Annotated in this window: 36 protein-coding genes; 3 read left to right on the forward strand and 33 right to left on the reverse strand. The window is 64.4% G+C overall.

Annotated features, from left to right (window positions below; genetic code table 11):
* Nucleotides 1-13: 13 nt before the first annotated feature.
* The 23 genes from V6Z91_RS23695 to V6Z91_RS23805 all read right to left on the reverse strand — a co-directional run bounded on the left by V6Z91_RS23695 (nucleotide 14) and on the right by V6Z91_RS23805 (nucleotide 14046).
* The gene (locus V6Z91_RS23695) at nucleotides 14-496 is read right to left on the reverse strand and encodes a hypothetical protein (RefSeq protein ID WP_338761997.1); all 483 of its coding nucleotides are present in this window, start codon (nucleotides 494-496) and stop codon (nucleotides 14-16) included.
* 117 nt (nucleotides 497-613) lie between these two features.
* Nucleotides 614-1075 carry a hypothetical protein gene (locus V6Z91_RS23700; protein WP_338762000.1) on the reverse strand — a complete coding sequence of 154 codons (462 nt, stop codon included), beginning with the start codon at nucleotides 1073-1075 and terminating at the stop codon, nucleotides 614-616.
* A 13-nt stretch (nucleotides 1076-1088) separates the two neighbouring features.
* Nucleotides 1089-1505 (reverse strand): phage tail terminator-like protein, encoded by a 417-nt coding sequence (locus V6Z91_RS23705; RefSeq protein ID WP_338762001.1) that lies wholly within the window; start codon nucleotides 1503-1505, stop codon nucleotides 1089-1091.
* A complete protein-coding gene (locus V6Z91_RS23710; protein WP_338762004.1) occupies nucleotides 1502-1927 on the reverse strand; it encodes a hypothetical protein in 426 nt (141 codons plus the stop codon). Before V6Z91_RS23710 ends, V6Z91_RS23705 begins: the two co-directional genes overlap by 4 nt.
* Nucleotides 1928-1943: 16 nt before the next feature.
* Nucleotides 1944-2333 carry a hypothetical protein gene (locus V6Z91_RS23715; protein WP_338762007.1) on the reverse strand — a complete coding sequence of 130 codons (390 nt, stop codon included), beginning with the start codon at nucleotides 2331-2333 and terminating at the stop codon, nucleotides 1944-1946.
* Complete coding sequence (locus tag V6Z91_RS23720; RefSeq protein WP_338762010.1) at nucleotides 2333-2839, reverse strand: DnaT-like ssDNA-binding protein; 507 nt, start codon at nucleotides 2837-2839, stop codon at nucleotides 2333-2335. The genes V6Z91_RS23715 and V6Z91_RS23720 overlap by 1 nt, the downstream gene beginning before the upstream one ends.
* Before the next feature lie 5 nt (nucleotides 2840-2844).
* Nucleotides 2845-3129, reverse strand: a complete 285-nt coding sequence (locus V6Z91_RS23725; RefSeq protein ID WP_338762013.1) for a hypothetical protein — start codon at nucleotides 3127-3129, stop codon at nucleotides 2845-2847.
* Nucleotides 3126-4673 carry an SGNH/GDSL hydrolase family protein gene (locus V6Z91_RS23730; protein WP_338762015.1) on the reverse strand — a complete coding sequence of 516 codons (1548 nt, stop codon included), beginning with the start codon at nucleotides 4671-4673 and terminating at the stop codon, nucleotides 3126-3128. The genes V6Z91_RS23725 and V6Z91_RS23730 overlap by 4 nt, the downstream gene beginning before the upstream one ends.
* Nucleotides 4674-4678: 5 nt before the next feature.
* The gene (locus tag V6Z91_RS23735; protein ID WP_338762017.1) at nucleotides 4679-4924 is read right to left on the reverse strand and encodes a hypothetical protein; all 246 of its coding nucleotides are present in this window, start codon (nucleotides 4922-4924) and stop codon (nucleotides 4679-4681) included.
* 76 nt (nucleotides 4925-5000) lie between these two features.
* Nucleotides 5001-5969 carry a major capsid protein gene (locus tag V6Z91_RS23740; RefSeq protein WP_338762019.1) on the reverse strand — a complete coding sequence of 323 codons (969 nt, stop codon included), beginning with the start codon at nucleotides 5967-5969 and terminating at the stop codon, nucleotides 5001-5003.
* A gap of 11 nt (nucleotides 5970-5980) precedes the next feature.
* Complete coding sequence (locus V6Z91_RS23745) at nucleotides 5981-6760, reverse strand: hypothetical protein (protein ID WP_338762021.1); 780 nt, start codon at nucleotides 6758-6760, stop codon at nucleotides 5981-5983.
* A gap of 98 nt (nucleotides 6761-6858) precedes the next feature.
* A complete protein-coding gene (locus V6Z91_RS23750) occupies nucleotides 6859-7920 on the reverse strand; it encodes a phage minor head protein (RefSeq protein WP_338762023.1) in 1062 nt (353 codons plus the stop codon).
* 3 nt (nucleotides 7921-7923) lie between these two features.
* On the reverse strand, nucleotides 7924-9396 hold the full coding sequence (locus tag V6Z91_RS23755; RefSeq protein ID WP_338762025.1) for a DUF4055 domain-containing protein: 1473 nt from the start codon (nucleotides 9394-9396) through the stop codon (nucleotides 7924-7926).
* Between the two features lie 2 nt (nucleotides 9397-9398).
* On the reverse strand, nucleotides 9399-10814 hold the full coding sequence (locus V6Z91_RS23760; RefSeq protein WP_338762028.1) for a terminase family protein: 1416 nt from the start codon (nucleotides 10812-10814) through the stop codon (nucleotides 9399-9401).
* Entirely contained in the window at nucleotides 10771-11526 is a 756-nt protein-coding gene (locus tag V6Z91_RS23765) for a terminase small subunit (RefSeq protein ID WP_338762031.1), read from the reverse strand. Before V6Z91_RS23765 ends, V6Z91_RS23760 begins: the two co-directional genes overlap by 44 nt.
* A 105-nt stretch (nucleotides 11527-11631) precedes the next feature.
* The gene (locus V6Z91_RS23770; protein ID WP_338762033.1) at nucleotides 11632-11829 is read right to left on the reverse strand and encodes a hypothetical protein; all 198 of its coding nucleotides are present in this window, start codon (nucleotides 11827-11829) and stop codon (nucleotides 11632-11634) included.
* Nucleotides 11826-12014: a hypothetical protein gene (locus tag V6Z91_RS23775; protein ID WP_338762034.1), complete on the reverse strand. Its 189-nt coding sequence runs from the start codon at nucleotides 12012-12014 to the stop codon at nucleotides 11826-11828. The genes V6Z91_RS23770 and V6Z91_RS23775 overlap by 4 nt, the downstream gene beginning before the upstream one ends.
* Nucleotides 12011-12274 carry a hypothetical protein gene (locus V6Z91_RS23780; RefSeq protein WP_338762036.1) on the reverse strand — a complete coding sequence of 88 codons (264 nt, stop codon included), beginning with the start codon at nucleotides 12272-12274 and terminating at the stop codon, nucleotides 12011-12013. Before V6Z91_RS23780 ends, V6Z91_RS23775 begins: the two co-directional genes overlap by 4 nt.
* 1 nt (nucleotide 12275) lies before the next feature.
* Nucleotides 12276-12611, reverse strand: coding sequence for a hypothetical protein (locus tag V6Z91_RS23785; RefSeq protein ID WP_338762039.1), 336 nt, complete (start codon nucleotides 12609-12611; stop codon nucleotides 12276-12278).
* A gap of 159 nt (nucleotides 12612-12770) precedes the next feature.
* Entirely contained in the window at nucleotides 12771-12953 is a 183-nt protein-coding gene (locus tag V6Z91_RS23790) for a DUF1737 domain-containing protein (RefSeq protein ID WP_338762042.1), read from the reverse strand.
* 48 nt (nucleotides 12954-13001) lie between these two features.
* Nucleotides 13002-13283 carry a hypothetical protein gene (locus V6Z91_RS23795; protein WP_338762044.1) on the reverse strand — a complete coding sequence of 94 codons (282 nt, stop codon included), beginning with the start codon at nucleotides 13281-13283 and terminating at the stop codon, nucleotides 13002-13004.
* Complete coding sequence (locus V6Z91_RS23800) at nucleotides 13280-13639, reverse strand: RusA family crossover junction endodeoxyribonuclease (protein WP_338762046.1); 360 nt, start codon at nucleotides 13637-13639, stop codon at nucleotides 13280-13282. The genes V6Z91_RS23795 and V6Z91_RS23800 overlap by 4 nt, the downstream gene beginning before the upstream one ends.
* Nucleotides 13636-14046, reverse strand: a complete 411-nt coding sequence (locus V6Z91_RS23805; protein WP_338762048.1) for a Ref family recombination enhancement nuclease — start codon at nucleotides 14044-14046, stop codon at nucleotides 13636-13638. Before V6Z91_RS23805 ends, V6Z91_RS23800 begins: the two co-directional genes overlap by 4 nt.
* A gap of 35 nt (nucleotides 14047-14081) precedes the next feature.
* Here V6Z91_RS23805 and V6Z91_RS23810 point away from each other — a divergent pair, with 35 nt between their 5' ends.
* Complete coding sequence (locus tag V6Z91_RS23810) at nucleotides 14082-14342, forward strand: hypothetical protein (RefSeq protein ID WP_338762049.1); 261 nt, start codon at nucleotides 14082-14084, stop codon at nucleotides 14340-14342.
* A 44-nt stretch (nucleotides 14343-14386) separates the two neighbouring features.
* Here V6Z91_RS23810 and V6Z91_RS23815 read toward each other — a convergent pair whose 3' ends face one another.
* The 10 genes from V6Z91_RS23815 to V6Z91_RS23860 form a co-directional block, all read right to left on the reverse strand.
* The gene (locus V6Z91_RS23815; protein WP_338762052.1) at nucleotides 14387-14719 is read right to left on the reverse strand and encodes a Gp49 family protein; all 333 of its coding nucleotides are present in this window, start codon (nucleotides 14717-14719) and stop codon (nucleotides 14387-14389) included.
* Nucleotides 14716-15585, reverse strand: a complete 870-nt coding sequence (locus tag V6Z91_RS23820; protein WP_338762055.1) for a phosphoadenosine phosphosulfate reductase family protein — start codon at nucleotides 15583-15585, stop codon at nucleotides 14716-14718. The genes V6Z91_RS23815 and V6Z91_RS23820 overlap by 4 nt, the downstream gene beginning before the upstream one ends.
* Nucleotides 15582-15761 carry a hypothetical protein gene (locus V6Z91_RS23825; protein WP_338762058.1) on the reverse strand — a complete coding sequence of 60 codons (180 nt, stop codon included), beginning with the start codon at nucleotides 15759-15761 and terminating at the stop codon, nucleotides 15582-15584. The genes V6Z91_RS23820 and V6Z91_RS23825 overlap by 4 nt, the downstream gene beginning before the upstream one ends.
* On the reverse strand, nucleotides 15758-16549 hold the full coding sequence (locus tag V6Z91_RS23830) for an ATP-binding protein (protein WP_338762061.1): 792 nt from the start codon (nucleotides 16547-16549) through the stop codon (nucleotides 15758-15760). Before V6Z91_RS23830 ends, V6Z91_RS23825 begins: the two co-directional genes overlap by 4 nt.
* 11 nt (nucleotides 16550-16560) lie before the next feature.
* Nucleotides 16561-17457: a hypothetical protein gene (locus V6Z91_RS23835; protein WP_338762063.1), complete on the reverse strand. Its 897-nt coding sequence runs from the start codon at nucleotides 17455-17457 to the stop codon at nucleotides 16561-16563.
* 2 nt (nucleotides 17458-17459) lie between these two features.
* Nucleotides 17460-17954 (reverse strand): hypothetical protein, encoded by a 495-nt coding sequence (locus V6Z91_RS23840; RefSeq protein WP_338762065.1) that lies wholly within the window; start codon nucleotides 17952-17954, stop codon nucleotides 17460-17462.
* Complete coding sequence (locus tag V6Z91_RS23845) at nucleotides 17951-18142, reverse strand: hypothetical protein (protein ID WP_338762067.1); 192 nt, start codon at nucleotides 18140-18142, stop codon at nucleotides 17951-17953. The genes V6Z91_RS23840 and V6Z91_RS23845 overlap by 4 nt, the downstream gene beginning before the upstream one ends.
* Nucleotides 18142-18333, reverse strand: coding sequence for a hypothetical protein (locus tag V6Z91_RS23850; protein ID WP_338762069.1), 192 nt, complete (start codon nucleotides 18331-18333; stop codon nucleotides 18142-18144). Before V6Z91_RS23850 ends, V6Z91_RS23845 begins: the two co-directional genes overlap by 1 nt.
* Nucleotides 18334-18385: 52 nt before the next feature.
* Complete coding sequence (locus V6Z91_RS23855; RefSeq protein WP_338762071.1) at nucleotides 18386-18634, reverse strand: hypothetical protein; 249 nt, start codon at nucleotides 18632-18634, stop codon at nucleotides 18386-18388.
* 63 nt (nucleotides 18635-18697) lie between these two features.
* Entirely contained in the window at nucleotides 18698-18901 is a 204-nt protein-coding gene (locus V6Z91_RS23860) for a helix-turn-helix transcriptional regulator (RefSeq protein WP_338762073.1), read from the reverse strand.
* A gap of 73 nt (nucleotides 18902-18974) precedes the next feature.
* On the opposite strand from V6Z91_RS23860, the gene V6Z91_RS23865 reads away from it, so the two are divergent.
* Both V6Z91_RS23865 and V6Z91_RS23870 read left to right on the forward strand, forming a co-directional pair.
* Nucleotides 18975-19421, forward strand: coding sequence for a helix-turn-helix transcriptional regulator (locus tag V6Z91_RS23865; protein WP_338772024.1), 447 nt, complete (start codon nucleotides 18975-18977; stop codon nucleotides 19419-19421).
* Between the two features lie 456 nt (nucleotides 19422-19877).
* Nucleotides 19878-20366, forward strand: coding sequence for a hypothetical protein (locus tag V6Z91_RS23870; protein WP_338762076.1), 489 nt, complete (start codon nucleotides 19878-19880; stop codon nucleotides 20364-20366).
* Nucleotides 20367-20405: the final 39 nt, after the last annotated feature.

Consider the following 20405-nt stretch of genomic DNA (forward strand, 5'->3'; position numbering starts at 1 on the left):
CACCGAACCCGTGTTACGAGTTGGCGGATCCCTTCTTCAAAAAACGCTCATCACTCCCGGTTGCGCCGCGCACCTGATTGGCCAGGAAGTGCCATTCGGGATCGCTCAGGAATGCCAGCGTGTTTTCCAGGCTGGCGCCCTTGCCCTGATAGTCGAAGTTGACGAATTCCGTCACCATGCGGGCGGCCTTCTCGGTGCCCAGCCACAGGAACATGGATGGGCCGCTCGCCTCCTCGCGCTCCTTCTTGCTCATCTTCTCGGCGCGTTGGCGGGCCAGCTTGGTTACGGCATCCTCTGCCGCCCGATGCTCTTTCGTGCCCGGCGCGACCATGCGCACGCCAATGGGCTTGTCCAGGTCATCCACCTCCACCAGCACGGGCTCGCCGGCATCGTCCAGCACGGGCTTGCCGCCGTCGTCCAGCTTGGGCACTTTCTTCTGGACATAGGCCGGCTGTCCTTCCCAGTCATGGAAAGGGATAAATGCGGTGGCGGCCATGGCGAAACGGGCGATTGTGGAATTCATATTCGTTGTGCTCCAATAAAGGAAATGTTGTTATGGTGAAACGAAAAAAGGATGGCCCCGTACAGGCGGCCACCAAAGCACGGAGAAAACTTAGGCCGGCAGCACGGTCACGATGTTCGTGTTGAAAGCGATGTTGTAGGTGCCGCTTACCAGGCTGCCCACGTCGCCAATCGAGAACGGCGACGACAGGACGATTCCCTGCGCGTACTTGCTGGTGCCGTCCGACAGCTCGATACAGAACGACACGTTGCCGTCCTGCATGAGCGCGGTTTCCATGGCGATCTGGCCATCATCGCCCGGGGCATAGTTGGTCGTGATCGACGGGGCGCCCTCGGTGTAGGCACCCTTGCGCTTTTCCTTGAGGCGCTGGCGCAAGTTCTTGACCTCGATTTCGTCGTACACGCGGCCGATATCGCCGGCAATGCCGGTGATTTCGCCGACCTCGATCCAGTTCAACGCCTCGTAGCCGGCGGCGTTGTTGGAGGCCGGCAGCGACAGGCACACCAGAAGGCCCGAACCTGCCGAATTGATTGCTTTTTTACTTCCTGGCATTTTGATTGCCCTTTCAGAAATATGATTCGTAGGAGATTGAAACGGGTATCACGTAGTAGCCGGGCCGGTGATCCAGCGGAGCGCCGACGTCGGGTTTCTCGGTGATTCGAACGGCCACCCCATCAAACTCGGGCTCAACGCGCGGCGACCAGAAACGCGCCTGAATTTGCGCGGCCATCTGCTCGATTTGCCTTGTGCCAATTGCGGCAGGGTAAGCCAAATTGATTTGAAAAATTCCTCGATGCAAGGTAGACGCCTGGCGAAGGCCGGGTGAATAATTTCGCGCGGGCAAGAGACGAAATTCCATGTAGCGATCGGGAAGCTGCTGGCCCTCGGCCGGAAACGCGAAATTCTGGCCGGCGATCGGCAGCGCGCCCGGCATGCTGGCCGCGTGCGACTCGAGCGCGCAGCGGATTTTGTCGATGCTCATCGGTTCACCTCGGCGGCATTGCGCCGCACAAATTCTTGAAACTCGCGGATGGTCACGCGCACCATGCCGGCGGGCGCCTGGCTGCTCCAGCCGTCGTATTCGAGGCGGCGCATGTAGGGAAGCGTCGACGTGATGTAGTGCACGCCCAGCGGGTCGTGCGCCTCCACGCCGCCGGCAATGCGCGCCAGCGAGGCGGCACCGGATGCGTCCACCTCGTCGGCCTGTGCCGTGTTGCCGTAGCCGTAGGCCCAGGAGCCGCGCGCCCGGCCGCCGGCATAGCCCGCCGGCGCCGGCTGCTGCCACGTGAGCGGGTCGCCAACGGGCGTGCGCTCGACCATGGCCGTGCCCAGGTCGAGCATCGTCTTGCGGACGACCGTCCGGGCGTTGCCTCCGGCACGCTGGGCGAATCGCGTCAGGTCCACAACAAAGCGCCCCACGTCAGCGGCTCAGCTGGATTTCGTACAGCACCGGCACGCCGGCCGGCGCGGTGGCCTTGACGCTCTCCACCGTGTACGTGTGGCCGTCAGGGGCAAGGCAGCGATCGGGCTTTGCCGGCACCAGCAGCGGCGCGCCGGACAGGTCGAGCGCGGCAACGAAGGCTTGCAGGTCGCCCGCCTGAATCAGCGAGCCGGGCGCCGTGGTGGCGCCGAGGCCATATGCGAACGTCAGGCCGATCGCCGCCCAGGTCGTCGTGCCGCTGGCCGGCTCGCCGCTCGGGTCAAATGCGCCAGCCATGGTGCGCGTGAACACCAGGCCGGGCTCGGCGCCGCCGAAGTCGATCAGGGTTTGCCGGGCGTCCGCCGCGGTGGCGTTGTAGTCGAAGTCCATCAGTTCCGCTCCAGGCGCGCCATGAACGGATTGCCGGCCAGGTCGTCAAAGTACGGCGACACCAGCGCATCGGCGGCCGGGTGCAGGGCGCCCGCCGTGCTGCTGTCCTGATATTCAACCTCGAGCGGGCCGACCTTCTGGCGCTTCTTCACCTGGCCAGCAGCCGGGCGCAGCGAACCGGTGGCCGCCTTCATGGCCAGCACGGCACAGGCGCGCTTGATGGACGGCGGCACCGTCTCGGGCGGCACGTCGAAGCCGTGCGCCATGGCGCCCTCGCGCGGCCAGTCGAGCGCCTGCGCGGCGAACCGGCGGCGTCCGGACAGCGACGAGCCATAGCACGCCATGTATTCCGTCGCCTCGCGCAACAGTTGCTCGCGGCGCTCCACGGCCAGCGCGGCCCACTGCGCATTGCTGCCGCGGGCCGCGTGGTACGCATCCGCCTCGCTCACGCTGGCGTAGCTCTCGGCGTCGGGCAGGCCGGCGCCGGTTTCAACAATTAGAGGCATGGTTGCTATTCCTCGGGTAGCTGGATCACCAGCCGGAAGTAAGAGATTTCACGCCCTGCGCCGCGGTGGATAACGTACACGGCGCAGGGCTCGCGGCGCTCGCATTCCAGCTGGAATTCGCGCCCGAACCATGCGGCCAGGTTCGGCACCAGGTCGCGCCGACCGTTGATCCGGTCCAGCAGATGCGGCACGATGCGCCGCTGTTCTGCTATCTCGGCCTCGGTCGGCGGATCGATGGCCCACGCTGGCGAGGCCGCCAGCAGGGCCGCAGCGATCAGCGCTCGCTTCATGCCACGTCGGTCACGCGCACATTGATGCGCAAGGTATCGATCTGCGCACCAGCGTTGGTCACGGTGCCGTCGATACCCCATTCGAGGATCACGTACATCTGCCCCGACACGGGAGCGATGAACGACGGAACGGTCAGCGTGCCGGCCCATGCGTCATCGGGCTGGTACAGGCCAGTTTCGTCGCGCTTGGCGTACCAGTTCGTGCCGCATGCGGCGAACATTTCCAGCTTCGTCAAGCTGCCCGGCGTCACGTTCGACACGGCAAGCGCCCAATCGATTTCGACAAGCTGCCCCGCCGTCACGTTGATGGTGATATAGCTGCGGTACAGCTCGATCGCCGCGCCCGTGCCCGTCGTAGTGCACGTCTGCGTTTCCATGGCCACGCCCTGCACGGTGCGCGTGCCCTTGGAGACGGTCACAGTGCCCGTGCCGGCGCTTTGCCGCAGGTTCGTCACGCCCGTGGCGCCGGTGCCCGCGGCGGTGCCCGATTGCGCGACGGTGCCTTTCATGAAGCCGTTGGTAAAGCGGTTGCCGCCGGGGTTGTAGGTGGCGTCATACACGTCCGCCTGCGAGACGACACGCGGCGCGATCACGGACAAGCGCGGCTTGAGCAGGTCCAGCAGCATGCGCGCGATCAGGAACGCGCCACGCGGCGATGGGTGCAAACCGTCGTTCGTGTAGGCCAGCTTGCCCATGGTGGCGTTGGTCGAGCCCTCGCGGCCGATCGGGTAGCCCAGGGCGTCCGATTGGTCTGTAAAGGGGATCGTCGGATCGCACAGCAGGGCCCCCGGCGTGCTGCGCGTGTAGTTGCGCTGCGCACGTGCCCAACGTTGCAGGGTCAGGCGGCGCTCGGTCGTCAGCGCCGTGCCGACCACGCCGGAATCGTAGAAGCGCGGCAGGATCGGGATCACGATCGGCGTAATGCCTTCCTTCATCAGGTTTTCGCACGCGGTCGACAGGTTCGTGACAATCTGCGCCTCGTCCACGGTCGCGTCGTTCAGGTCGTTCGTGCCCATGTGGACGGTGCAATACCGGGCGCCGCGCGATTTCATATCGGCAGCGGCAGCGGCCGAGCGGTCGGCGATCTGCTTGGACGTTTGGCCGCTCACGCCGTGATTCAGGGCGCGACTAGTGAACAGGGCGCCGTCCGACAGGATCATGAGCCAGGTCAGGAAGCCCTTGCTGCGGTATTCGGTCTGCGCGCCGTTGCCGTTGGTCGTGGTGAATTGCGCGGTGATCGAATCGCCCAGGCCGCCGATAATCGTACTGCCCTGCGCGAACGCACCGGCAACGGCGGCGGCGGCGGTCGGGTTCGGGTCGCGCGTCTCATACGTCGCGGTGCCACCGGTCGCACGGATGCGCAGCGATGCGTCAGCGCCATACGGGCCGATGACGCGCGGGCGGTTCGGCAGCGCGCGGATGGAATCAAAGCCGGCACCGATCACGCCGGCCAGCACGTCGGCATATGCTTCGCCGGTCGTGGTCAGGGTCATTTGCTGCCCGGCGGGCAGGCTCACTACCACGGAACTGGAGGTGGACGGCATGGGGCTTACTCCTTCGGCTGTTCGTCGGCTTGGTCAGCGCGCTTGGCCTTCGCCTCGGCCTTCGGCTTGAACTCGTCGCGGATCGTGACTTTCGGCGTCTTGGGCGCCTCGTTGGAGCGGTCCTCGGTCACGTTGGCGTCGATGATGCGCAGGCCGGCGCGGTCGGCTAGCTCCTTGACGTTCTCGACGTACTGATAGAACGGGCCGGGCAGATACCAGACCTGCTTTTTTGCGTTGGGATTGCTTGCCATGGGGTGCGGTTCCTCTTCTTGGATTGGATAAAAAGCCGGCGCCGCTTGGGCGCCGTGCTTCATGGGCTGTTACCGATTACAGCGCGGCGTTACCGATGGTCATCACGCCGGCCGTGTTCTTGATGCTCACGGCGGTCTGGTCCCAGTTGGTGCCGGTGGCCAACTCGGCATCGGTCGGCGACTTGCCGCCGTTCACCTCGTCCCACGTGTAGCCCTTGAGCGCGAGGCCAAACGTGTAGTCGGCCTGCCACGTGGTTTCGATGCGCTCTTTGCCGTTCGTGGTCTGCACGTTCTGAACCACGTCGCCGTCGTTCATCACGACAGCGGCGGACGAGGCCAGCGACAGCACGCGCAGCTTGTTAGGCGAGCCAGCGGTGTACAGGGCCGGGGCGTCGGTCACGACGATCGGCTTGCCCAGCACGTCCAGCACGGTCACATTGCCGGCGGTGAACAGTTGATTGCTGTTGGTCAGGTTTTGACCGATCAGCTTATGCGCGGCGACACCGTTCATGATTTGCGCCACCAGGTTGCCCGAGGCGTCGCCGAACTTCGCGTGAGCGTCGTTGAACGCGACGCGGGAAATGCCGGCCGAGCCCGACACGTCGTTGACGGTGTTGGGGTTGTTGCCGATCGCGGCCACCAGGGCAGCAATGGCCGTATTCAGCATATCGGACAGCACGGCGTCGGAGAACGCCACGGCGGCCAGGTCGATACCCTCGGTCGTGGCCTTCTGGATATAGGTCATCTGCGACGGTTCGAAGATAACCGGGCCGAAGCCGCCGGCGACCTTCACCGCCGATTCCTTGATCTGCTGGAGCTCGGTCGGCGTCACGGGCGAATTCGTCTTGTAGCGATCGACGCGGCGTTGCGCGCCGGCCAGGCTCGACCACAGGGATCGTTGCAGGAAGTCGCCGGCGAAGCCTTCGGTCGTCATGACCAGGGCGCCGCCCGACGCTGCGTTGAACTTGCCGAGCTGCTGCGACAGGCGCTCCATCGCGGCCGGCATGATGAACTGCTGGAAAACCTGCATGAGGGACAGGGACATAATGTGATTCCTTATTCAGTGATGCCCGCTTGGGCTTTCATTTCGTTGATGCGAGCATGGCGCGCGGCTGCATCGCCGCCCATGTCGCCCTTGATGCCACCGCCACCCGAGTGCATGCCGCCAGCAGCACCGCCGCCAGCGTTGGGCGCTGCTGCCACGAAGGCCTTGCCCTCGTCACTGCCCGCCCAGCCCTTCACGAAGTCGCCCAACGGCTTACCGTCGACGGTCGCCACGCGGGCACCGTTCTCGCCGGTCGTTACCTCCACCTTGGCTGAGCCCTTGAGCAGCGCTTGCGCCGCCTTGAGCAATGCCGGGTTTTTCACGCCCGCTTCGGTCAGCGCCGACACCAGACCGCCGTCGATCAGTTGCGCCGATGCGTAGGCGCGTTCGGTGTCGAGTTCCTTCGTCAGCTTCTCGGCGGTCGTGGTCGCGTCCTTCGCGGCCTTCTGAGCTTTGCCCAGTTCCGCTTTCAATGAGTCGCGCTCGGCCTCCAGTCGCTCGTACTCGGCCGGGTCGATCGTGTCGCCGGCTTGCAGCTTGCGGACCTTCGCCAGCAACTCGCTGTTCTTTGCCTTGAGGCCGGACGTTGCAGCCTCAACGGCAGCGGCGATCTTGGCCTCGATATCGTCGCCGCCGTCGTCGCCAGCGCGCAGCACCAGGCCGGTGCGGAACGTGTAGCGGGTCAGTGCGTGATAGGCGCGCTCCCGCAGCCAGACCTTAAGGCCCAGCAGTTGAATTTGCGCGGCGATGATCAGCAGCGAGAGTTGCAAACGAGTGACGTTGGACAGCATTTCTTCCCCTTGGGATGGTTGGCGGCCTGGCCGCAATTCGGTAGCCCACCTTAGGCGAGCCGTTGTCGCGGATCGTAAGTCAAATTGTTTTGTGGAAATTACTGGTATTTCGCGCGAAGTTGTGCCAGCGTCAGTGGCCGGCCAGTCAAGTCGAGAAGCTGGCTCAGCGTGATAGTTCCATCGCGCCAGAGGTCAGCCCGGCCCTTGCCCAGCAGGTCGTCGGCAAACTTGTCGCCTTTCCGCTTGAGGAAGTCGTCGAACGACATCGCGGCAGACACCGGCCCGCCGGTGGCCGCTTTCGTCTCGGCACGGAACTCGGGCGCGTCGATACCCAGCTCCTTGTAGCTCTTCGTGGTGGGCACCATGACGGACCGGCAGTTGAAGTGCCGCGGCGTGCCGGTGGCGGCGCCCTTCGGACTGACGAAAGGCAGGCTGTGCCCGATCGGCTTCATGTCCTTGTCCCACGCCTTGCCGCTATAGGCCACGCAGGCGTGCGACGTGTGGCTGTCGAGCGTGGACACCTGGCGGTACCCGGTAACCAGGTCGTCGTTCTGCCGGTACGTCTCCATGCGCGCTGCGCCGCCCACCGTGCTGACGCATGTCTGCACCAGGGCGGCGGCGTGGTTGCGCGCCACCGGCATCACGTCCCGGCGGATCCGCTGAATGATGCGGGCGTTCGTCTCGCTGGCGGCTAGACCTTGGCGCACAGCGTTGGCGAACTTCGTCTGCATGGCCTGGTCCTGCCCGCGCCACCAGTCGGCGGACGGCGCGCCCTCGATGAGGGTGTTCTTCACCAGCGAACGAAAATATGCCTCCGTTGGAAGGGCCGGCGCGATTTGCACCGCGAAAGCCGTGCTGAAGGCAGAGGCCGTTGCTTGGGCCTCGACCTGGCCTAGGTCGGCCAGCCCACCCAGCGCCCGCTCCTGCACGTGCTTGTAGTAGTCGCCGATGACGGTCTGGCACTGGCGCAGCAGCGTGGATATATCGGCCTTCGTCGCCTCGCTCAGCTCCTTGCCCTTGAACTGCAGGCGCTCCAGCAGCTCCTCTTCCATCTTTTCGAGGATCGCCAGCACGGCCTCGCGCTCGCCCGCGGCGAATCGCAGCAGGAAGATGTGCTGGGCAATCAGCGCGTCGATGATCGCCTGATCGATGCCGCCCATGCGTTATGCCTCCGCGCCAGTGGAGGCCGGGATCGGCGCTGGCAGCGCGGACGCGGGCCGGGATTCGCGCACCTCGGCGTCGTGCGTCTCGAAGTCCTGCGCCTCGTTGATGATGCCGCCAACCTGGAGCACGGCGAACAACTCGCGATCGGACAGGCCGCCAGCCTGCCATGCGGCCACCAGGGCGGCGAGCTGCTGGGCGTCGAGCACGCGCGGGATAAAGTCTTTGTTGATGGCGAATTCCACCTTGCCCGTGCCGCCGGCCCATTCGTCGAACCACGCCAGCGCGCGGCCGATCGCCTCGCCGATGGTGTCGGCCACGGTGGCCAGCGCCGATTGCTCGCCGGAGCGGTGAATGCCGGCCGTTTCCGCCGTCTCGGCCTGCGCCTTCTGCTGCTCAAGCATGCGGGCACCAAGCACGGCCATCTGCTTTTCCTTCTTGTCGATGCGCGTCTCGATCGCGTTCAAGCCGGTACCGCTGTACTCGACCATGCCGGCGGTGGCGCCGGTCGGCAGCATCCACACCGCGCCGCTGCCCATGTAGAACGTCATGGCCTTTTGCGCGCCCGTGGTCGGATCGACGCCGGTCGGCACGCCCGACACGTACGGCTGCGGCATGGCCGTTTTGTGCGCGCCGTGCTCCACGTCGCTCGTGCTCTGGTAGTGCGACACGTTCATGTGCACCAGGTCGATCAGCGGCGGCAGTTGCACGCCTGGCTGCGTGTTGTCGGCGCCGATGAATACGAACGGGATTTCGCCCAGCGTGCGGCCGTTGCGCAGCGGGAGGAACGTCGGCACGTGCGCGTACTCGGGGCCGCCGTTCTTGGGTTTGCGGTAGACCGTCACGGCCACCGCCTTGCCGCCGTCCACGTCGACCAGTTCGAGCACGCGCCACTGCTGCACGCTCTCGGTCACGAAGCGGTCATTCGGGTCCACCAGCTCGGCCAGCTCCTCCAGCACCAGGCGCGTTACCAGCGTGCGGCCGGCCACCCATCCCGTTTGCCAGTTGATGATGTTCTCGGCCTTGTACAGGGCCATCTTCGGACGCATGCCGCTCGCCTCGGCCTGCTGGACGGTCATGCCCTCCGTGCTGCCCTGCGGGTAGTCGACCAGCAGGCCTACGCGGCCGACGCCCAGCGCCTCGCGCGCCACGTCCTTTGCCAGGTCGACCAGCGAGCGGCCCGCTTGCGTCACGTCGGACAGCATGCCCTCGGTGGCCGGGCTCACGGCCACGGCAGGATTCTTGCGGAATAGCATGCCCACCATGCCCTCGATGGTGCGGTACGTGGCGTTGAAGAATTCGCTACGGGCCACACGGGCGTTGTAGTCCTCCTTGCTCTCGCCGCGGAACTTGGGCAGGTAGGTTTCCCGGCGGGCGGGTGCGTGGATGGCGTCCTGCCCGGCGATCACGTCGCGGCAGCGCTGCCAGGTTGGGGCGGCGCTCTCGGCCTCGGGATGTTTGGTGTAGCACGGCATTATCAATATCCTTCCAGGGCAGCGAGGCCCATTTCGTTGTTGTAAATCGGGAACTCGCGTGCGATGTAGTAGCCGAGCGCGTCGGAAATGTGGGTCAGCTCGGGGTTGCCCTTCTTGTCGATTTCGCCTGCGCCGCCGGCCAGCGCGGTGACGCCCTCCAGGTCGCGGACCACGTGAGGAGCGGTCACGGGGTTGACCATGAGGCGGATCGATCCGTCAACCGTTTGCAGGCGGGAATTCATGGCGTTCACGCGAGCGCGCACAGCAGGGTTTGCCGATGGCACGTTGAAATGCACGCGATCACTGAAGCCGGATAGCAGCTCGGCGCCATCGCGCATGCCGCCTTGCAGGTATCGCTTAATCAAGTCCCAGTCGCTACCCTCGGTCTGTGCCGTGCCGCGAGCGCCGCCGGCCGCATCGCCGTAGACCAATACAGCGCCCTCGTGCTTGCCCCAGTCCGTGAGCAGCTTGCGGCACACGGCCGGCGTGTTGCTGTTCTGCGGAATCCACACCTCGCCAATCACGCCCGTGCCCCATAGCGGGCGGTTGAGCAGTTGCACGCCGTTCTGGTCGCGCTCGTACTGGCCCGGCAAGGGTTGCTCCTGGCAGACGCACGCGATGCCCGGCTCCACGTTGAAGTCAAAGCAGAAAATGAGCGGTCGGCGCGGATCGTAGGTCAGCTTCGGGCTCGTATGCGTGGCGGCCAGGAACGGGTAATAGATGCGGCCCAGGAAGTTGACGAAACTGGCCTCGTATTCCTGCTGGTACACGAGCGGGTCAAGCGACCGCTTCGCGCGCTCGATCACCTTCGCCGGCAGAATGTCCGACGACAGCCAGGTAAAGGCGGCCCATTCCGGATCTCCGCTATCGCGGGCGTACTGGTACGTGTCGTAGTAGTGGTTACGCCCTTCCGGAACGCCGATCAGGTCGCACCAGCCGTCACGGTCGGCCAGCGCCGGCTGCACGTTCTCGCCCCATGCGCCCTTCTTCATATCGGCGTACTCGTCCAGAATGCCGCCATTCCACGGCCGGCCCTCGATACGCTGGGGCTTGTCCATGCCGATCACGAACACTTCCGAGCCCATGATGGTGCGGATCATCATGTAGGTTTCCGAGGTTTCCGTGCGCAGGCGCTGGGGGATCATCTTCTTCAGGTCGTCCCAGTAGATTTGCCGGGCCTGATCGCGCGTTGGCGCGGCGCAGAAATAGCGCGGGTCAGTCCAGCGGGTCGGCGTGAACAGGTGTTTGATGACCTTGCGCTTTGCCTTCTCGGTCTTGCCCGATCGGCGGCCGGCCGGCACCACGTTGTATTTCGCCGTGCTGCGTTCGTAGGCGGCCTGTACCGGGTGATACCGCAGCGGGTAGAGGCGAGCGTTAGGCGCTGCCATCCGGCGCCCCCTCCACCGCTGCAGCAGCATCCACCAGCCTACGCACTTCAGCGGCCAGCGCTTCCGGCGTGTCGCCCGTGTCGCCCTTCTTGTCCAGTAGGCCGTGATGGCGGGCCAGCAGCTCGCGCGCCCGCTCCTGGCTGTGCGTCACGAACTCCAGGCCGTTGTTTTTCACCTTCACGCCCGCGAACAGCTTGGCCGCCGCCGGGCTGACCGTGCGCGTGTCCTTGAAGAACTCGTAGCCCTGGCCCTCGCCGAAGCATTCGGGGCATTCGGGGTTCGGCTGGCGCGTGCGGTTGTAGCCGATGCCCCCGCCCTCATCCAGAGGCTCGGGCGGCAGGTTGTCCTTGAGGCGCTTCTCGTTCGTCTCGTTCTGCTTCTTTATGTAGTCGCGGAGCTCTTGGGGCGTGCGCTGATACAGGAACTCTTTCCCCCAGCAGTGGCGGCAGCATCCACGCCGATATTCCATCAACTCGCGGCTGTCGGCGTCGGCGATCGCTTCAAGGTCGGCCAGCACGTCGGTGGCCGTCTTCACGGCAGCGGCAACCACGGCTTCGGTGACCTGGGCGCGGGCTCGTTCCATGTACTCGACGACTTCGGGCCGACGCAGCATCTTGTTCACGCTGGCCTTCGCGGCACCGTAGTTGTCTTTCCCGTACACCTGCGCGTACGCCTTCCCTTCGCTCTGGCCTGCGAGGATCAAATCGCATACTTGCTGGTGCTTGCGGCTGATGGTTGGCATGGGCCGGATGATAGGCAGAATTGCTTTCCGGGCAGCAATCCGGAGCCGTCCGGAGCAATTCGAGCAAATCCGAGCAATTTTTGCTCGGGAATTGCTCGGGCGGCTCTACGGCCTGCGGCGCCCGGTGAACGGGTCGCGCTCTTGCCATGCGTGGAGGGTGGATGACTTGGCGACGGCGCCGCCGTTCATGAACTGCGCGTGGCGCTCCTCCGGGTTCCCCAGGCGGTCGCGCATCACCACCAGCACGGCGCGGCGGAAGATCGCCTTGGTGGGGCGGCGGTCGTGGTCGGTCGGCCCCATCATTCGGCGATGTACGGCCATGCCTGAGGGATCAGCTCGACCTGCGCCACCTGGGCGGTCTCGCCGTTCTCGGTCCACGTGCTGGTGCTGCGCAGGATCACCCTGCAGGGCAGGCCCAGCACCTCTACCGTCGTGCCCTCGTTGGCCGCCTTGGCGAAGCGCGGCACGGCGTCCCCGTGGATGATCATTGCGGCCACCACTCCGGCAGGATGATCTGCACGTCGCCGTGCAGGACGCGCGTAGGCGGGTGCCTGGTGCCGGGCTCGGGGGCGAACTTGCCGGCGCCGTTGGGCACGTACTGGACGATGCGGCCCTGTTCCTCGTCGGCCATGATAACGTGCTCTTGCTCTACGTCGTTCAGTAGCACGTGCAGGGTTTGCCAGCCCGCGCCCGCTGGGCAATGCAGCAGCGCGGCGTGAAAGTCGGGAGATGAGATGTGGAGGCGCATGTCACGCTCCCACACTGGCGAGGCCCAGGCCCGCGGGCTGATATCCGGTTGACGGGTTCCGCCAGCCGCGCCACAGGTCAGGAATTGCCGGCTGCTCGCGCGGGAACTCGCCAAAAGCGAAGAACTCGGCTTTCGCCAGCCCGGCACCCGGCTTGCGGATGGTCCGGCGGCGCGAGGAAAGCTCGGGCTGGGAGCGCAGCCGCGGCGCGAGCCACCCGCTGGCGGAGCGGGAAATGCCAACCACCTCAGCCAGGTCGCCGGCCGTCATTGGCGGATTCGATTTCAGGACTGCCACACACGTGGCGATGGTCTGGTAGGCGTCGAGCGCGCGGCCCATGGTCGGCTCCAAAGAAAAAGCCCCGCGGTGTTCGCAGGGCTTCTCGGGCCGCCTAGACGTGCCGCGGCTCCCGGCTGGGAGGCTGCGCACGTCGTTGAGGGACGGAAATTAGTTGTCCCTTGGAATTTACCGCCGAGTTAACTCGACTGTCAACCTGTTTTATTCCACTGTCTCTTTTCCGTATTTCACCATGGCCTGCTGATACTCAACTACCTTTCCATTGTATGCCGCAGACACCCCGCCAAGGGGCTGGTATCCAGCCTCAATCCATTTCATTACCTTTTTCGTAAGGCTTCCAGCAGGGAAGTCATATAGAACCACGTACTCAACAATATTTTGCATCTTTCCTCCTGAGAAGCAAGATTTTACCTGATACGCTTTTCACACTAGTTACTCAACAATTGCCTTTATTGCAGCCTTTGCGTGCTCCAGTCGCTTTAAGAACTCCCCGATCGGCCGGTGCGGGATCCCCACCTTCCGGCAGATCACTTCCGGCACTGCCCGCTTCACGTAACACCACGTCAGCAGCTCCCGCTGCGGCGCGGGCAGCGCGCACATGCGCTGCTCGATCACCCACGCGTCAGCGGCGTTCACGCGGTGGCTCGTGCGGGCCTGGCACCATTCGCCCCAGTTCTCCAGCCGGGCGTCGATGTTCGAGAGGCCGCCCGTCATTGCGCGTCTCCGAGCTCGGTGATCACCACGCGCACGCGGCCGCCCTTGATGACTTCCCGACGCACCAGGTGCAAGTCGTCGATTTGCTCGTCGTCCAGCCACACGCCGGCGTGCGTCAGGGCGTCTTGCAGCGTCTTACTGCGGTTGTCCAGGTCTTGCCGGGCCCGGGTGGCCGGGTGCACGGCGACGAACAGCGACAGGCGGCCGGCGAGCGGCCGGTGCCCGGCCTCGGCGACGATATCCGCCACGGCCTTGCGGAACTTCAGTAGCGCGGGCCGGATGAATTTCGTTCCGTTGCGGCGGTGGCCGTAGGCGTGGTTGATGGTGGGCGGCAGAGGCAAGGTCAGCGTGATCATGCTCGCCCCTTCACGCGCTCCAGGCATTCGGCGTGCAGCTCCAGTTCCGTGCCGTAGCGCGCGGTGAACGTGGCCTTCCGGCCATGCACGCTGGGCCGCTGCAGCGGGTCGCTGTCGTCCTGCTGGTGGTGCGGCGCGCACAGCGGCAGCACGAGCAGGTGCGCGCCCGGCTTCGTGCGGCCGTCGATGTGGTGCAGGCTGATCCACGGGTTCACAATGCCGTCCTTCAGGCAGGCGATGCAGCCCAGGCCACCGATCGCGTGCATGAGGCGCGCTTCCTCGGCAGTGGGCGCCCTGCCCTTCATGCCCTTCGACTTCATTGGCCGGCGGGCGGCCTGGGCGGACGTGGCCGACTTGAAGCCCGTCCGGCGCATCGGCTTGCTGCGATTTAGCGTTGACAGTGGCATGCTACGATTCACTTTTCTTATCAAGGAGACACTCAATGCACAATTCCGCGGGTTACAGCGAACTGGCCTATACCACGGAGTACGAGGAGTACAAGGGCTATCTGATCGACTGGGCGACAGAACCTGATGGCGACAATCCACAAAGGTTCTTTGGCAATTTCCGCGCGCGGAAGGATGGCAAGGCAACGCTGGGCATGATGACTGCTCTGCCCCTGGAGACCCGTGCTGACGCTAAGAACGAAGCGATCAGATTCGCGCGTGCAGAAATCGACAAGGTGGCTGGGGACGACGCCTGAACCGCTGACTGTTTGGTGGCGCGCTACCTTGCGCGTGGTTAGCGTCATGGGTTGGCCACTCCGTTCGCCAAGTCGTGCGCCAGGCGGTACGCCTCGAACTCGAACAGCGCGTCGCGCGCCTTCCCGGCCGCGGCGCCGATGGCCAGCTTCCGCTGCGTCTCGGCGTGATAGGCGGCCGGGCTCACGCACGAGGAATGGCCGATCGCAACCACGAAGCCATTCGGCAGCCTGGCCGTGGCGATCGTGCTGCTGGTGTTCGGCACGCGGGCGGTCTCGTACGTCAGGCTGGCGACGAGCTCGCTGACGCGCTCGGGGTCTACTTGCTGGGCGGTCTGGTGGTCGGTCATGGGGTTCCTTTCGTGGTGGGTGGTGGTCATGCGTCGTCGCCACAAAGGCAATCGATCGTCTCGTCCGCATCGAGATCGGCGCCTGGGAACAGCTCCTGCTGCCGATCGGCGCGCTCAAGCATGGTTTGGTAGCTCGGCCTGTCGTTGCGAAAGCGCGCTCCGCTCTCCTTGCTATTCAGGGAGCGCCCCTCTTGGGCTGCCCACCAGATAGCCCGGCCAGGTTTCTTGACGATTAGGGTCTGGACAATGTTCCGGCCCTTCAGGAAGCACAGGTCGCAATTCCCCTCATAGGTCACGCCGTTGTGGTTCGGCAGCTCTAGGTCGAACGGCTGCGCGCGCCAGAAGGCGCCGACGTCTGCTTTCGTCACGCCCGCACTGTTCAGGGGCATCACCATCGTTTCGTGTACCGTCTCTGGCGACGGCCTGGCGCGGATCTTGGCCACGCGGCGCGGCTCATCGGCACGGATGCCGACCATCTGGTCCCAGCCTTCGCCGTCAGCCTTCCAGCCCAGTGCGGTCAGGTGCTTGTGCATGGCGCGGATCTTCAGCTCGACGGTGCAGAAGCGCGTTACAGGGTTCGGCAGGTATTGCCGCTTGCCAATGAGGGCCTCGAATGGCTCGCCATTGCGGCTAGCCATATCGAAGTCGACCAGGGCGTAGCCTGGCGCGTCGGCCCGGTATTCGACCCACGTAATCGGAACGTGCCAGTGCTGGCCGATATCGCGGACAAAGCGCAACGTTGCCTCGTCCTCTTTCCCTGTGTTGGCGAACATGACGATCACGTCGTCCGGCAAGCCGCCATTCGCCTCCAACACGCGATGCAGCATGTAGGCGCTCGTGCGGCCGCCGGAAAGGCTGATCGCCGTGCGATCGGTGATGATGAACGGGTCGATCACGCCGCCACCTCCGCTTTCACGTCCAGCGCTTCCCGGGCGAACTTCAGCTGGATGGGCAGCAGGCGCCTGTCGCCGCGCTCGTGCCGCGCCAGGATCTTCCGCGCCCACTCCTTGTTGTCGACGCCTACGGGCGTGGCGGCCGGGCTGGCAGCGCCGTTATGAGCCGGGGCATTCATGCGCGCCACGCATCGGCCAGGTGGTGCACGTCCGCGCTCTGCTGGATGCCGCCGCGCCGAGCGTCCGCCCAGTTGAATGCGGCCACGAAGGCGTTTTCGTGCAGCCGGCTATACACGCGGTCGCCAACGAAGCGCGCCAGGTCGGCGAACGGCTGGTTGCTGATCGCGATCATCGGCTTGTTCTCGTTGTAGCGGCGGTTGACGATCTCCGTCAGCAGCAGCGCCGCGTTGCCGGTCGCGCGGATCGCGTCGATCTCGTCGAGGATCAGTACGTCGTACTGCACGAAGCGCAGAATTTCCCCTTCCTCGCTTTTCCCTTCGCGGCCATAGCTGGCCTGAATTTCGCCAATCATGCCGGTGGCGGTGATGTAGCGGACCGAACGCGAGGCGTTCTTAATGAGCGATTGCGCCATCTCGCACGCCAGTAGCGTCTTGCCGGTGCCGGTGGTGCCGATCATGACGAGCGACGCCCAGGCCTGTTCCTTGAGGATGAAGTCGCGGAACATGCGTACGGTGCGGCGGGCTTCCTTCTGCTCCGGCGTGCTCGCGACGAACTGCTGGTCGACGTATTTGGCCGGGATCGTGGCGCCCGACAGCAGCGCGACGGCACGTTCGGCCATCCAACCGGTGGTGCGCTCGGCCAGCAACTGCGCTTCCAGACAGCGCGGGCAGTGCCATGCAGCGCCGGCGCGGGCCAGGATTTCCGCGGCGCCATGCTGCGCGCACTCGCCCGCCAGCATCGCCAGACGGCCAGCCAGGCCGGGCATGATGTTCTCGATGTGTTCCATGGTGGTCTCCGTCACAGGGGTTCGTCGTCGTCGATATCGCCGGCCGCGATGCCGTGGCGGGCCATGCTCGCTTCCATCGCTGCGCGGTCGCCCGTGCGGTCCACGTCGGCGAAGTTGAACTTTTGCGAGTGGGCAGGCGCCGCGCGGACGCCGGGCTTCGCCCCGAGAGGCGGGTTAAGCAGGCGATCAACGATCGGGGCGAGGTAGTTCGGCGCGATGGTCGCCTCGCCCTTGTGCTCCCGAGCGATGCGCACGGCTTCGGTCAGCACGTCGAGCGACACGCCTTTTTGCGCCCAGGCGATCACGGTCGGATGCGTCGACAGAGCCGAAACGCCGAGCGGGCGCAGTGCAACGGTCAGGGCCAGCGCCGGGTTGGCGATCTCGGGGAGTTCTTGGCGGGCAGGAAGCGGGGCTGCTTTCGGGCTCTCGACTTCGGGCGAAGCCAGACCACCTTCGCCGCCTTCCGCCGGTGCGCTCGCGCCGGTGGTGGTTTCCGGTATCAGGTTGAGGGAATCAGGAATCGGAGAATCAGCCCGATTGCCATCATTGGAGTCGGGTGCTTGCACCGTGCTTGCACCGTGCCCCACTGGTGCAGGGATGAGGCTAGCCTTTTCATCCCTGTGTGGATTCTGGTGTTTCCTGAATGCGAGCACCTGGATATACCGTGCACCATTGACTTCATACCGTGCAAGGAAGCCCGAAGCCTCGAGTTGGCACAGTGCCGCGTCGACGTCAATGTCGTCAGCCGGGAACAGGTGCATTTTGATCCGCTTCGGCTTGTCCTCCAGGCGGCCTTCCCTATCGGCCACGGTCCACAGGCCGATGAACAGCAGGCGCGTGGAGAAAGGCAGCTCCACCAACTCTTCGTTGGTGAAGAAGCCCGGTTTGATGTTGCGTGCGCGTGCCATGGCTATGCCGCTTCCTGATACACGTTGCCGGCCGCCTCACGAGCGCGCACGATCAGAAGCGCGCGCTTGACCTCCCAGCGCTTGGCGATCGACATCTGCTGGTCGTGCACCTGCAGCGCTTCTTCGATATCGCGCAGCGCCTCGCCGTCCAGGCGGAAATTGCCGGAGCGCTTGCTGCGGACCTTGGCGCGGAAGGTGCCGTCCAGGGCGCGGACGATCAGGGGCTCGAATTCGGCGCCGATGCCCTGCTCGCACAGCACCATGCTGATGTTGAGCGCGCAGGCGACGCACGACCACGATTCTTCGTTCGCGTCACCGGCGCGCAGGTTCTCGAACGAGAGCCAGTAGGCCACGCCGAGATCGGTCGTCTGGTCGGAAGTGAGGGTCGATGCGTTCTCGCCGCGGGCGTGACACATGGCGATGGCGACCAGGCCGCCGTGCTGGGCGACCGGCTTGGGGGTGTACTTCTTGTTGCGAGTCTTCTTGGACTTCGTCATGGCTCGGCCCTCCGCGCCTGGCCGCGCGCATGCTGCTGGCGAGCCTTCGTCACGTAGTCGTGGCCTGCCTGCCAGTCGGGGATGGCCGGCGAGAACCAGTTCATGTTGTGGCCATCACGCGACAAGCCGTGGCGCGCTGCTTCGGCGCCGCGGTTGAACATGACTTCGCGGGAGACGATCTGTTCCATCAGCGCTCCTTTCCAGCTTCGTCCGCCAGCGCGCGCAGCTTCTGGATGGCGCGGTAGCAGGTGCGCTGCTTTTGCGGGTCCTGCTTGTCGGCGACCGCCTCCTTGTCGGCAGGCCGCCAGACGTTCACCACGTGGTGAACGATCTTCTCGGCCGGCGTGGCTGGCGTTACCCATTTCTGTTCGTGCTCCATGTGTGGTCCTTGTGATTACGTCGGTGCTTCGATCTGCCATGGCTGACCCTCCTCAAAGACGCATGCGCATCGGCGGGCGTGCGATACGGCTCGGAAGTAACATGGCCATGTTCTGGCCATACGCTGGCCATTCCCTCGTGGCCTGCGCGCGCTTATGCTTCTGCTCATTGGTCCAGCGCTTGAGGTAGTCGCGGAGCAGCGGGCTGACCTTGACGTCGGCCGCAGCGCGCTCTTTTTCAAACTCGACGAACTCGTCTGCGCTCAACAGGGCTTTTACTGCGATGTTGCGAGGGGATTTCATGTGGTTCTCCTTGTGGTTCGGTGCTTCAGGACTTCGGGGTTTGGGAAATCAGGTCGCAGCCGCTTAGCCGGGTGGTTCCGTTTGCACGCGGTGCTTTTTTGCAAGGCGTGTAAGGCCGGTGATCACTTGGAATGAGGGGCGCTTGGTTCCGGCTTTGCCGGCGGCCATATCGCTGACGGTCGGCTGCTTCACGCCAATCGCGTCACCAATTTGGGACTGGGTGAGCCCAGCTCGCTGGAGCTCGGAAAGGGTGTATTTGATGTCCATACCACCAAGTATAGGAACTCCGATTTATAAAGTCAATCGGAATACCTATCCTGTGAGCGCAGACAATATAGGTATGTCTATAGGATCAAGAATTAGGGAAGCGCGCCGAGCGGCGAAGCTGACCCAGAAGGAGCTTGCTCAAAAAGTGGGGATGGCCCAGGCATCCCTGTCGGAACTTGAAACTGGCGAGTCGCAGGGTACGACTATGGTGGCGTCGTTTGCGTCTGCGCTGGGCGTCAACGCGCTGTGGCTGGAGACCGGCAAGGGCGCGATGCTCCTAACTGAGGGTATTGAGGAGCGCCCGCCAGCCCCGCCCTCGCAGGCGACTGGCCTGGGCGACCTTATGTCGGAGAAGATTGCGACTCAGATAGCCCAAGCGGAGGATGGCGTCTGGCAGAAAATATCTGAGATTGTCGAAACGTATCGATCAGCCAGCCCCACCGACCGAGAGCGGATCGACTTTGTGATTCGAGAGATCCGGAGCGGCCTGATGCACAAGCCGAAGTCGCGGACGCGATGACTTCTGCGCGCGATCGAACTCGTTGCGCAGCACGGCTAGAACGTAGCGCCTGCTGTCCTCGTCGATTGCGTCAAACATCATGTTGAGTTCTTTCCTTGGCTCCATATCCATACCTGTTGAACAACTTATACAGTGTTACTACTGTACATCCATACAGTGATCTTTAGCAACTGCTAAATGATGAGCTGTGATGCAAATTTGGCGTCGTGACAATGTGTGAGATTTTTCCTGAGGCCAACGGGCTATACTCGCACGCAATACGTCGATGAGTCGAGCGAACCTACGAGAATGACAATGAAAAAGTCCCCATGTGTAGCGGCCGCGCTGCTGTTGTTATCAGCCTGCTCATCGAGCGGCCACGTCGCCCACAATTGCGATGCCAAGAACGCCATCCCGCTCGCGCGCATGACTTCGGCGGAGCTCAACTCCACTTGCGTGTAACGGAAGGGTAGCCCCATGGAATTGCAGAAATGCGCAGCGTGTGGCAATGGCGTGAGCGCCAATGCGAAGGCTTGCCCGAACTGCGGCGAGCCGCCGAAAAAGCCGATGTCCCGGCTCAAACTCGCGATCATCGGCTTCGGCGCAATAGGCGTCGGCATGACGGTTTTCGCCGAGCGCCCCTCCCCTGCAGCGGTCGAGGCCGCCGCCGCAGCAGCGGCACCGACTTACCCGCGTCACGAGATTTCGACGGAAGCGAGGGCCCGCGTGCGCGCCAACAGCAAGGATCCGGACAGCCTGCAGTTCCGCAACGAGTTCACGGCGCGGGCCGGCATGCATTGCGGCGAGGTGAACGGGAAGAACAGCTTCGGCGGCTACACGGGCTTCAAGCGTTTCATCACTAACGGCCGTACCCTGCTTGTAGACGATGGGAGCCTGCCTAAGTTCACGCAAGCCTGGCGAGAGAATTGCTTGCCTTCCTCAAGTCGGAGCGCAATTGACCCGTGACCGACGCACGAATTCCATAGATTTTCTCATTGGAGGCAT

Source organism: Massilia sp. METH4 (assembly GCF_037094685.1).
Taxonomy (GTDB): domain Bacteria; phylum Pseudomonadota; class Gammaproteobacteria; order Burkholderiales; family Burkholderiaceae_D; genus Rugamonas.